The organism is Cytophagales bacterium, assembly GCA_033344775.1.
Taxonomy (GTDB): domain Bacteria; phylum Bacteroidota; class Bacteroidia; order Cytophagales; family Cyclobacteriaceae; genus JAWPMT01.
In genome coordinates this window covers 1,057,025-1,069,538 of sequence record JAWPMT010000001.1, presented here as the reverse complement: position 1 = coordinate 1,069,538, position 12,514 = coordinate 1,057,025, and the positions used below count along the sequence as shown (strand labels likewise).

At 43.8% G+C, this 12,514-nt stretch carries 11 protein-coding genes; all 11 read left to right on the top strand.

What is annotated here, in order from left to right:
* Nucleotides 1–15: 15 nt before the first annotated feature.
* The 11 genes from R8G66_04420 (at nt 16) to R8G66_04370 (ending at nt 12,302) form a co-directional block, all read left to right on the top strand.
* Nucleotides 16–219: a hypothetical protein gene (locus tag R8G66_04420; protein MDW3191579.1), complete on the top strand. Its 204-nt coding sequence runs from the start codon at nt 16–18 to the stop codon at nt 217–219.
* A gap of 624 nt (nt 220–843) precedes the next feature.
* A complete protein-coding gene (locus tag R8G66_04415) occupies nt 844–1,839 on the top strand; it encodes a histidine kinase (GenBank protein MDW3191578.1) in 996 nt (331 codons plus the stop codon).
* Nucleotides 1,839–2,615, top strand: coding sequence for a LytTR family DNA-binding domain-containing protein (locus tag R8G66_04410; GenBank protein MDW3191577.1), 777 nt, complete (start codon nt 1,839–1,841; stop codon nt 2,613–2,615). The genes R8G66_04415 and R8G66_04410 overlap by 1 nt, the downstream gene beginning before the upstream one ends.
* A gap of 175 nt (nt 2,616–2,790) precedes the next feature.
* Nucleotides 2,791–3,579 carry a DUF3667 domain-containing protein gene (locus R8G66_04405; protein MDW3191576.1) on the top strand — a complete coding sequence of 263 codons (789 nt, stop codon included), beginning with the start codon at nt 2,791–2,793 and terminating at the stop codon, nt 3,577–3,579.
* 170 nt (nt 3,580–3,749) lie between these two features.
* Entirely contained in the window at nt 3,750–6,500 is a 2,751-nt protein-coding gene (locus R8G66_04400) for a TonB-dependent receptor (protein ID MDW3191575.1), read from the top strand.
* Nucleotides 6,501–6,751: 251 nt separating this feature from the next.
* Nucleotides 6,752–7,171: a DUF2147 domain-containing protein gene (locus tag R8G66_04395; GenBank protein MDW3191574.1), complete on the top strand. Its 420-nt coding sequence runs from the start codon at nt 6,752–6,754 to the stop codon at nt 7,169–7,171.
* The gene (locus R8G66_04390) at nt 7,171–7,941 is read left to right on the top strand and encodes a hypothetical protein (protein MDW3191573.1); all 771 of its coding nucleotides are present in this window, start codon (nt 7,171–7,173) and stop codon (nt 7,939–7,941) included. The genes R8G66_04395 and R8G66_04390 overlap by 1 nt, the downstream gene beginning before the upstream one ends.
* Before the next feature lie 20 nt (nt 7,942–7,961).
* Nucleotides 7,962–9,272, top strand: a complete 1,311-nt coding sequence (locus R8G66_04385; GenBank protein MDW3191572.1) for a TolC family protein — start codon at nt 7,962–7,964, stop codon at nt 9,270–9,272.
* Complete coding sequence (locus tag R8G66_04380; protein ID MDW3191571.1) at nt 9,269–10,375, top strand: HlyD family efflux transporter periplasmic adaptor subunit; 1,107 nt, start codon at nt 9,269–9,271, stop codon at nt 10,373–10,375. The genes R8G66_04385 and R8G66_04380 overlap by 4 nt, the downstream gene beginning before the upstream one ends.
* A complete protein-coding gene (locus R8G66_04375; protein ID MDW3191570.1) occupies nt 10,372–11,616 on the top strand; it encodes an FtsX-like permease family protein in 1,245 nt (414 codons plus the stop codon). The genes R8G66_04380 and R8G66_04375 overlap by 4 nt, the downstream gene beginning before the upstream one ends.
* A complete protein-coding gene (locus R8G66_04370; protein MDW3191569.1) occupies nt 11,613–12,302 on the top strand; it encodes an ABC transporter ATP-binding protein in 690 nt (229 codons plus the stop codon). The genes R8G66_04375 and R8G66_04370 overlap by 4 nt, the downstream gene beginning before the upstream one ends.
* The last annotated feature ends 212 nt before the right edge of the window (nt 12,303–12,514 follow it).

Sequence of the window (12,514 nt, the reverse complement as noted above, 5' to 3'; positions counted from 1 at the left end):
TATCCGACTAAAGGTATGAAGGCAAAGTACGAGAAGGTAAGTTTTGAAGAGGGGAGTTCCGTAACGGCTTTCAAGACCGGAGGAGAGCGATTTGATGCCCCATGGCATTTTCACCCTGAATTTGAACTCACCTATATCATCAGCAGTCATGGGATCAGATATGTCGGTAATCACATTTCTGATTTCAGGGCTAAATCTTCCACATTGTTGGATCAATGATGAATCGAACACAGAGCCGGCGCATGCATTTGTGATTCAGTGGCACAATGATCTGTTTCAGCAGGTTCCTGAATTTTCGTGTATCAGGAAACTCCAACAAGATGCGCAACGGGGATTACATTTTAAGTCGACACAGGCCATAAAAGACAAGATCGAGCATATTGCGAAGATCGAGGGATTTTAGCACATCAACCAACGATCGTATCCAGGCCATCCAGCAATTTGTGAAGCAGAATTACCGGACAAAAGTGACCTTATCAAAAGTGGCATCACACCTTCACATGACCGAACAATTCTTTTCCCGGTTTTTAGTAAGGTTATGGACCGGCCCTTTTTCGTTTTTCTCAATGAATACCGGTGCAATGTTGCCAGTAGGCTACTGCTTGAAACCGATCTGCAAGTGGCCGAAATTGGATATCAGTGTGGCTATGAGAGTTTGCCGTTTTTCTATCAGCAGTTCCGCAAATTCAAGAGACATTCTCCACCAAACTTTCGCAGACAGTATCGGCAATTGACCTGATTGGACTGCTTTAGTAAGCTATTTCAGGTTTTAAATGCGATAAATGCACCTTCAACCAGATTGCAGTTTCTGATTTGTAGCCAAAAATTTAATATTGAACTCGCATGCGCAATATTGAGAAGTACCTACCTGTAATCCTCGCTCTGTTGATTCCTGCACTGGGATTGATCAATCAGACTCACATAGAGGGCCCATTACCATGGTCATCTGTGATTTCCCAGTATCTGGTTGGGACTTTTTTTCTTGTTTTTCTATGGTACGGCAATGTAATGGGGGAACGGCTCAAATCAATTCCTTTATTTGCGCGATTAAGTCAAACTGCGCTTTGGGCGGTGATCAATTCCGGATCCATCATCATTTTCCTTTCAGTAAATGTCATGTTACAACCGATCATCTGGAAGAACTTGCCACAGATTCCTCTTGGACTGGTTGTTCTCCGAATGATTGTCGCATCAGTGGTATTCACCTTTATTCAACAAGCCCTCAACGCCATCAAGCAACGAGAAGCGCTGCGCGTGCAGAACCTGTCTTTACAGGCTGAGAACCTTACCTCGCAACTGGAGGCCATGAAGCAACAGATCAATCCACATTTTCTGTTCAATAGCCTGAATTCTCTACTGGACCTGATCGAGGAGGATCAGGAAAAAGCCACGGAATTTGTTCGCTCCTTTTCCAACCTTTACCGGGTTGTCTTGCAAAGCAGTCAACGTGATTTCATTTCTTTGGAAGATGAACTGATCTTCCTGGAGGATTATTGGCATTTGATCAAAATGCGCTTTAATAGTGCGGTCGATATGGTGGTGTCTATTCCAGAGGAGATAAAAAATTATTGGATTCCTCCATTGTCCTTACAACTGCTGGTGGAGAATGCAGTGAAACATAACATTGCCACACCCAAGGAACAATTAGTGGTCACGATTGAGGCACGAGACGATGAATTAGTGATCAGCAACAAGGTCAATCCAAAGGCCTTTGAAGTTGCAGGCGAAGGAGTAGGGCTTAAGAATTTGCAGAAACGTTTTTCATTGTTATTGAAACCCATATCTTTTGGTGTGGAAGCGGATTTGTTTGTGATTAAACTCCCCTTAAAACCTGTGTAATGGCCATTCCTATACGAATTGCAATCATTGAAGACGAGGAAGTTGCGGTAAAGCGACTGACCAAAGAACTGCGTAAGTTGGATCGTTTTGATTTTCAGATCGAGTGTACCCACAATAGAGTAAGCGAGGCGGTGGCGTGGCTGCATGATCAACCACAGGTCGAGCTGATTTTCATGGACATCCAATTAGCTGACGGACTGAGTTTTGAGATTTTCAATCAAGTGGTGATCAATTGTCCGGTAATATTCACAACGGCCTACGACGAGTATGCGCTCAAGGCTTTCAAAGTCAATAGCCTTGATTATTTGTTGAAACCAGTTGATCCCAAGGAGTTGAACGTGGCCATGGATCGGTACCTGGCGCAAAGTGAACAATTCACCCGGGAAACTTACATGAGCCAATTGATGAAATTGACCAGTGAGTTTAAAAAAGAAAATTACCGCTCCAGTTTTTTGGTGAACTTCAAACAAAAAATGCTGCTCATTGATGTGAGTGAAGTGGCCTATCTGTACATCAAGGAGCGGGGTGTGTTTTTAAAACGAAAAGACAATACGGAATTCGTGGTAGAATTCTTTTTGGATGAGTTAGAAAAACAATTGAATCCTGCCCAGTTCTATCGGGCCAATCGACAGTTTCTGGTTGCTCGTACGGCCATCGCAGAGATTGAACCATACTTCACCGGCAGGCTATTGCTCAGTGCCAAACCAGAGCCACCTACACCGATTATCATAAGCAAAGAAAAAGCCACAGATTTCAAACGTTGGGCAGACTATTGATTGGTATAAACTATCCGTCTACTTTGTCATTCAGAAAGAGATAGTCACACTGAGCCTGTCGAAGCCATGCCTTGCCGGCAGGTGCGTCTATCTTTTTATAACCCTTGACAAAGCAGGGTTTTAATAAATCGACTAATTTCGAACATGCCAATCCAACTGCGGTATTCCTTCGAAAATGGAACCTGAAAAACAAGATAAGTCCTCCAATATCACTTTCAAGTCATTTGTTAAAGACAATGCTTCCAGTATGTTTGGGTTGGATCGCAGACTTTGGGGAACGCTTAAACTCTTGCTCTTTTATCCTGGAAAACTGACCAAAGCTTATCTGTACGAAGGTCAATCTCAATTCACTGCCCCTACAACGCTGTATTTCTCCGTCAATTTCTTGTTCTTTCTCCTGCAACCGCTTATTAATTCGGGAAGGATTCAATTACTGAATTTTAGATACAAGGGCTTCGTTGCTAATGAAGGCAGGCATAAGGAGTGGATTGAATCAGGCATGGCCGAATCGGGTCTTTCAGAATTGATCTATGAAATAAAACTTGATGCGTTCATATCCTTTCATCAACCGGCTCTGATATTCATCATGATTCCTTTCATGGCTTTGTTGATCTGGCTGATAGAATTAAAACGTGGTGAAAGGCTGGTCTTCCATACGGTACATGCCTTTCATTTCATGACCTTTTTTCTTCTATTATTTCTTGTTGTGGCGGGGGTGACCAATATCACTTCCTGGATGCTTTCGGATCAATTTCCAAACCTTAACAGGTGGCTTTTCCCGATTTCCATGATCAGTGTGTTTGTATGGCTCATCTTACATTTGGTCATCTCGTTTCGGCGGTTAGGAACTGGACATTGGTTCATCTGCTTATTGAAATCTATGGGTATGACGGCAGGGTTTTTTATCTTGTTTTTGGCTTACATCAATGTCTTATTGTTGTGGGCAATATTCAATGTAAGCTAAATGTCAGGATCATTGATCAATGAGAATCACAGGGTAGACAAGAAGTAGCAAAAAATTCAAATAATACCTGAGCCGCTTCCGGCAGAAATAAGGCGGCTTCAACTTGAAAATCCTCTATTTGACTGATTTGAGGCTTCATATTTCGGGTTTGAAACACAAACCCAAACTATATGAAAACATTGTTTACAGGTCTCTGCCTGTTGTGTTTTGCTATCACAATGCATGCACAAACTAATCAATTGAAAGGTAAGGTCTCCGATGATCGGGGGCAACCGCTGATAGGCGTTAATATCAAATTGAAGAATCAGTTGATTGGAACAACGACTGATGTGGAAGGATCTTTTGCCCTGTCAGTTGATCAACCATTACCCATCACGCTGGTGATTTCCATGGTAGGATTTGAAACCAAAGAAGTGGACATCAATACGGCAGTTACCGGATCGATAGATGTCATCCTTGAGGAAGATATTTTGCTGGCTCAGGAAATTGTGGTGTCAGCTTCCAGAGTGGAGGAAAGTATACTGGAATCTCCAGTCGCTATTGAGAAAATGAATATCCTGGATATTCAGCAAGCACCCACGCAGGACTTTTATGGAGCACTGGTCAACCAGAAAAATGTGGACATGAGTACCCAGAGTTTTACTTTTCGTTCACTTGCCTTACGCGGATTTAATGCGAATGGGAATACGCGATTGGTCCAACTGGTAGATGGTATGGACAATCAGGCCCCCGGACTAAATTTTGCCGTAGGAAACATTGTCGGTATCTCCGAATTGGACCTTGAGAGTGTGGAGTTATTGCCAGGTGCTGCTTCAGCGCTTTATGGTCCCAATGCGATCAATGGGATTATCCTTATGAATAGCAAGAGTCCATTTGATTACCCTGGGTTAAGTGCTGTGGTGAAAACGGGCGTCAATCATGTGGATGGCACTGATGAAGATCCCAGCCCTTTTATAGAGACTTCTCTGCGATACGCAGGTAAAATAGGGGAGAAATTTGCTTTTAAATTGAACGGGACCTTTCTGGATGCAGAAGACTGGCGCGCCAGTGATTTCAGAGATCGATCGTTAGATGCATCTGTTACCAGGGAATCCAGTCCCGGTTATGAAGCCATCAATATCTTTGGTGACGAGACTTCAACTTTTTTGTCGCTAGGACCCAATGGAGAAGATATTCTGGTCAGTCGTACCGGATTTAGTGAGGAAGAACTGGTGGATTATACGGCCAGGAGTGTCAAACTTTCCGGCGCGATGCATTACAAGTTCAATGATCGATTGGAAGGCATCCTTCAGGTAAACTATGGCACCGGCCAGACGGTTTATACAGGGATTGATCGTTATTCACTGCAGGATTTCGAACTCAGCCAATATAAATTGGAATTGCGCGGTGAAAACTTCAATGTACGCGCTTATTCAACACAAGAAAATTCAGGAGACTCTTATGCCATTGGAACCTTAGGCCTGGCCATGAACGAAGCCTTGAAACCTAGTGGTACATGGTTCGAGGAATACGCTGCGGCGTATGCAGGACTGATTCCGGGGACAGAGCCATTGAGTCATGCCGTAGCAAGAAGTTTTGCGGATCGAGATGTCGCAGCACCTGGTTCCGAAGCGTTTAATGCAGTGCGTGACCAGATTATCGATACGCCACTTTCTGAAGGAGGTGCCAAATTCTTGGATAAAACAGGTTTATATGCAATTGAGGGTACCTATAATCTAAGCGATCTGATTGGTTTTGCGGATGTAATCGTCGGCATGAACTATCGACAATATGACCTGAACTCGGAAGCGACGCTTTTTGCGCTGGATAACAATGGAGACGAGTTCAATATTGGAGAGTACGGTGGATTTATTCAGGCTTCTAAGAGGCTATTAGATGATCGTCTTCGATTGACCGGCTCACTGCGATATGATAAAAATGAAAACTTTGATGGACGAACCACGCCTAGAATTTCAGCGGTTTATGAATTCTTGAATAATCATTTCATCAGGGCGTCTTATCAAACGGGATTTCGTATGCCCACGACCCAGAATCAATACATTGACTTACAAACGCCGCAAGCTCGTTTAATTGGTGGATTGTCATTTTTCAAAGACCGATATGGTTTTGAAACAAACCCCGTTTATTCACAGGAAGATTTCAATCAATATGTAAGCACCTTCCTGACGGTTCAGGGGCAGTCATTGGCTGAAGGACAGACGCAAGAACAAGCTTTCGTTGCTGCAAGCACGGCTGCTACACCCATTTTAGATGCAGCAGATGATCCAAGTAATTATGAGCTGGAATTAGAACAAAACAGTACAATCGAAATAGGTTATAAAAGCTTGATTCAGAATAAAGTGATGGTGGATGGATACTACTATCACAGCACATTCAACAATTTTGGAGGAGGACTAAACTTATTCCAATCAAGTACCACACCTGGTGACCCGCTGGGTTTGCTAAGTCCCACGGTTTATCAGGCTGCCGTCACCTTAGATCAGGAAGTCAAATCCCAGGGTGCTGCTTTAGGCGTTTCAGTTGCATTGGGAGGTAATTATACTTTGGGAGGTAATTATGCCTGGAATGAGTTGATTGATGTAGAAGCACTTCCTGAAGGGTTTCAGGCTGGGTTCAATACACCGGAGCATAAACTGAACTTTACGCTTGCTAATCGCAAAGTCTCCGATCGGTTAGGCTTCAACATCACATGGAGGTGGCAAGATGCCTTTTACTGGGAAAGTACCTTCGCGCAAGGGGATATACCTGCTTACAGCACGTTGGATGCGCAAGTGACCTACCGATTGCCAGATCTGAAATCGGTGTTAAAAGTAGGAGGGTCCAATCTGTCTAATAATCGGTACGAACAGGCCTTGGGGAATCCCACAGTCGGTGCCTTGTATTATGTATCAATCACTTTTGACCAATTCATGCGCAACTAAGTACAGGTGGTTCCGGACCTTATGATTAAGAAGTTCATATAAGACTTTTTTATAGTTAAGGTTGTGTTAGCAGGTCTGTATTTAAACGGGCCTGCTTCATTTTTTCATACCGGATAGTTAAGAATGCCTTATCGGTTCAGTAGTTGAGAGAAGGTCTCAGTTTTCGATTTATCGGTCTCGGCCAATCTTCCATTTATGTAGGTGTATAACACACGTTTCTTCGAGTAATAATCAAAGTTAAAAGTTAACACATGAGAAAATTATTGATGATTCCCTTTTTATTGGTGCTTGGTACCCAAATCCAGGCACAGGATGATATCAAAGGCATTTGGATGACCCAGGAGGCCAACAGTAAGATAGAGATCTATGAAAAAGAAGGCCAGTGCTTTGGCAAGATTGTTTGGCTGAAGGAGCCCAATGACCGAAAAGGAAACCCAAAAACAGATCAGAACAATCCGGATAAGTCACTGAGAGGCCGCGAGATATTAGGAAGTGATATGTTGACGGAATTGAAGTATGAACAAGGTGCCTGGCGCGGGAAGATTTATGCAGCACGGAAAGGACGTACCCTGGATGTTGCCATTCGAACCCGAAGTACTGACGTGTTGGACCTGGAAGTATCTGTTCGGGGATTTAGTCGAACACAGCAATGGTCGCGAGACACTTTGTGATGGCATCCATTAGATCGTTGCTTTTTACTTTGCTACTAATGGCTGGCTTATTCAGTGTAGCTCAAAGTCGCGAATATGTACCATTCAGTGAAGCGACCAATGCCATTCGAATGCTTGAGCAAGAGCCGATCATTAAGGATTCCCTTAAGCGCATTTACATAGATCGGGTCACTTTGGGCTTCACTTTCGGGCAGCGATTTATCTCAGGGAGTAACAAAACTGAACGGCCAGACACCATCACTTTCACAGATTTCAGTGATCGTAGAGGGTTCATTGGGTTGGAAATTGGATACTTTTTGAAAGATCAACTACAGATTTCCATGTCAGGGGACTTGTTGATGTTACCCAAGGAGCAAGAGATCAGTTCCGTGCAGTTTGGTGGTAATGGGATATCCATTGAAGGTGAGGGAAGTGGTGGAGCGATGATCACGATAGGTATTGAAGGTCGGTATATTTTCAAGGAAAAAGAGCTTTCCAGGCCTTATGTGAAACTGGAGGCTGGATTTATTAGGGCACTTGCCGTAGGCGGAGAAGGAGGTTTTTCTGTAGGACAGGGTCAATTCCAAAACCAAAGGGAGTTGAGAGAATCTTATCGCTATCTACAGCCAGGAATAGGTTTTGCTCACCGAATGGCGCGACAAGCGATGCTGGAATTCAACTTAAGTTACCTGATTTCTGCAGATCGGTCCAGAAACATCGGAGGGATCACCTCTCCCGGAGGAATTACGGCATCCATTGGCTTCCACTTTGTTTTTGGGAGCAATAAATAAATACATAACACTGCTAACAAATGATAAGACTCATTAAAATTGGATTGCTTCTTCTCGGCTGTTGTTCGTGGGGACTGGCTCAGGAAGTCAAGCAGCTGCATACCGTAGAAGATGCCCTTGAATTGGCAGCTTCGAAGAATCCGGACCTGGAAGTATTTAAGTTACAGGTGAAACAATCAAGGGTGGACATGCAAGCAGCAAAAAAACACCGATTACCCACCGTCAACGCCAGTTTCTCGGGTCAAAATAACCGGTCATTGGCAACAACACCATTGCCGGGAGAAATATTCGGCCAACCAGGGGAAGTAGTAAACGCACAGTTTGGGCAGCCCTACAACTACAATGCAGGTATCACGGTCTCTAAGTCTGTTTTGGATATGGGTAACCGGGTCGAAGCGAAGGTGGCTACAGCAGCGCATGATTTGCAACAACTTGAGCAAGGCGCGTACGAACAAAAACTAACTTATCAGACAGCTTATTACTATTATCTGCTGTTGATTACCAATAAAGCAACACAGTTGAATCAGCAGGATACGGCACTGATGGACAGTATTTTGGCTATTTCTCGACAAAAACGAGAAAAAGGACTGATCAATCAAACAAGCTTTTTACAAGCAAAAATTTTGGCCAATACAGCCAGAGAAAACCTAAGCAGTTCGCACGCCCGTCAGCAAGAATATGCGCTGCAATTGAAATTATTGTTAGGGCAATCTGACCATGTACAACTGCAGCTAGAGGAGGAATTGGATGTTCAGTCCATTAATCAGGTAAGCGCGGAGATGGGGCAAGATCAGGAGCTTATGACCACCAAGGCAGAAGTGGAATTAGCTGACCTTCGGGTCCGGCAAAGCAAAACGGCATTCCTTCCTAAGCTTACCCTGGAATCCTATTTTGGGCAACAACAATTTCGCGAGGAATTTGGTCTGTCGATGCGTGCGGATGACTGGTCAGCCTACAGCTACCTGGGGATCAGTTTACAAGTACCATTGTTTACAGGGTTTAAAAACAAAAACAACCTGAAAAGCGCTCAGTTAGCTGCCCAAATCGCTACTAAACGCTTTGAAAATCAGGAACAAACCACCGCATTTCAAGACAAGATGCTGTTGCAAAACTTCATCGCAAGCAAAGACCGGGTTGTCTTTGCAGAGGAAAACTTTGAATTGTATCAAGAGTCAGTAGGGTTGTCACTACAGCAATTCGAGCAGGGGTTAATTGGCCTGGATGAGCACCTGTCTAAGGTTGAAGACCTTTTGAAAGCCGAGCAGCATTACCTAAATGCATTGACCACTTTCTATAGTTATTATGCCACCATACGTTCCAGAAAATCATGAATACTTTAAATAGATTTCACTTTCTTATTTCGGCCATATTGGGGACCTTCTTCATCGGCTGTCAGCCCAATGAGACGACTCAGCCGGTGAGCCAGGACCTGATTGATGCAGTTTTCGCCAGCGGCTATGTGACAACAGCACATGAGTACCTCGTGACAGCCAATGCAGAAGGTTTTTTATTAACTGCTTTGGTAGAGGAGGGCGATCAGGTGAAGAAGGGAGACCAATTGTTTGTCATTTCAAACAATGTCCAGACCGAGCAATTGCAGAATGCACAGGCTAACTACGAATTTGCCAAAGATCGATTGCAGCCCAATTCGCCGGAAATCCAACAATCACAATTGAGGTGGGAACAGTCTCAGTGGCAGCTGGAGTCGGATGAGAAGAATTATAAGCGCTACCAGCAGTTGGTAAAAACAGGCGCCGTATCCCAAGTAGAATTTGATCGGGTAGAGGTGCAATACGAAAATGCCAGACGCAATGTGGCTATTGCTCAGAAGTCACATGAGGACTTGTTGGCTAATCTGCAATTGAACCTCGATAATGCCAGGACTCAATTAATAGTCGAGCAGGAAAAAAATGGTGATTATGTCCTGACGGCTGCGATCGATGGAATGGTCATCTCCGTACACGAACAGGAAGGAGCACTGGTTCGAAGAGGGAGTCCTGTCGCCAAAATAGGAGGGGGATTGCACATGGTAAAGCTTTTTGTCGCTGAAGAAGATGTCAATCTCCTTGAAACTGGCCAAACAACTTACATTTCGTTGAATACGGATAAAGCCAATTTGTATCAAGCTGAAATTTCCAGGGTATTTCCGTCCTTTGATGAACAAGAGCAATCTTTTTTGGCAGAAGCACAGTTTGTGGAAAAGCCATCGAAGTTGTTTTCCAACACCCAGCTTCAGGCCAACATTGTCGTAGCGGAGAAAAAGGACGTGATCACCGTTCCCACTACCTTCTTGTTAAAAGGAGATAGCGTTTTATTGAAGGATAAGAAGAAAGTAGCCGTAGAGGTAGGTATTCGGAATCCGGATTGGGTGGAAGTTGTGCAAGGATTATCTGTAGATCAGACTCTGCTTCTACCAAACTTCAAGGAATTATGATTTCCGGAACGAACCTCAGGGTAGCCGGTGTGCACCTTACTTCAAGGGTTAAACAAGCGCTGGTAGCCATGTTGAGTGTGACATTTGGTATCTCCATGTACATTTTCATGAACAGCTTCATGACTGGTGTGAATGACATTCAGACGGAGATGGCGTTCAGTACCCTGGCTCATGTTCGGGTTTACAATGATTTGCCCGAAGACCAATCCAATTTATTGGCACAGGCACATAAGACAGGAACAGCCATAAATATTCGAAATGCACGTGTCATCCAGTACACAGAGGGCATTAGGAATGCTGCAGAGATCATCCAAATCCTTGAAAACGACCCTGCTTTGTATGGAATTGCTCCACAGGTGAATATCAATGTCTTTTTCCGAAATGGTGCAACCAAAATCAATGGGACCATGTCCGGTGTGGAAGCTTATCGGGAAGATCAACTCTTTGAAACTTCTACTTACATGACTATTGGGAATTGGAATGATATACACAGTCGAGGAGATGGGATGATCATAGGAACCGGCCTTGCCAAAAGGTTGAGCGTTAAGCAAGGTGATCGTGTTCAGGTACAGACATCTGAAGGAGTCAGTAGAAGTTTTGAAGTTCTGGGATTGATAGAGACATCCATTGCGGGAGTAGATAACAGTAAAGCCTATCTACATATCAATTCAGCACGACAACTGATTTCACAACATCATGGCTATGCAACAGACATTCAGGTCAATTTGAAAGATTTTGAAGCCTCAAATGCTTTTGCAACCCAATATGATCGACTGATTCCATATAAGGTGGAGTCCTGGAAAACTGCAAATGGTCAATTGGATGCTGGTAATGAACTAAGAAACATCATTGCGATTGCTGTATCTCTCACGATTCTGTTAGTGGCAGGATTTGGGATTTACAACATCATGAACATGACGGTCAATGAAAAGATCAAGGACATTGCCATCTTGAAAGCCATGGGATTTGAAGGACGAGACATTGTAGAGATCTTTTTGACGCAATCAGTCATTATTGGTATTTGTGGTGGGATCGTGGGGGTTATTTTGGGATATGTGATCTCAGTGATCGTAGATCACACCAGCTTCAATATTGCCATGCTGGAGACCCTTCCAATCGCCTATGAGGTGCAAGATTACGCAATGGCGTTTCTTTTTGGTTTGATCACGACCTTTTTGGCGGGTTACCTGCCAGCAAAGAAAGCTTCAAAAGTAGACCCGGTAGAAATCATAAGAGGATGAACATACAAAGTCAGGAATCCGTACTATCAGTTGCCGGATTGACCAAATATTTCCATGAACCGCAGACCTTTCAGGTTCTAAAAGACATCAACTTTCAAGTCAAAAAAGGAGAGTTCCTTTCCCTGGTCGGGAAATCAGGATCAGGTAAGTCCACGCTGTTGTATGTGTTATCAACCATGGACACGGACTTTGAAGGACAATTAGTGATCAAAGGTGAAAACCTCAATGGGAAACCTCAAAACCAACTGGCGGCATTCAGGAATGCCCATATAGGGTTTGTTTTTCAGTTCCATTATCTCTTGCCAGAATTCACCTCCTTGGAAAATGTAATGTTGCCTGCCTTGAAGTTGGGGAAAAAGTCGAAAGAAGAGATCAGGGAGTCAGCCTATGAAAATCTCAAAATATTGGGATTACCAGAGCAGGCCTTGAAACGAACCAGTAAATTATCCGGAGGTCAGCAGCAGCGGGTGGCGATTGCCAGGGCATTGATCAATGAACCGGAGATCATCATGGGCGATGAGCCAACGGGAAATCTGGACTCTAAGAACACCGATATTGTTTTCGATATTTTCCGGCAATTGGCAGAGGAACGGGGCCAGACCATCATTGCTGTTACCCATGATGACCAGTTCGCTGCGAATAGTGATCGGGTCCTCGAACTGAGTGACGGTGTTTTGGTGAGTTGATTGATAAAGGAATTCGTCACTCCACGGATGACATGAATTCGAAGTTTCGATTTATACTTATTTAATTGTAATCGTAGGGGAGTCTCCGAATTCCGATCATAAGGATTCATCACACCTGACAAAAGTCCCAAATAAGTAGGTGCATTCTCCCAATTTGACGACCACTTAAAAAACCGACTTAGATTTGCAGCGAATCCTAATGAATCGATAGA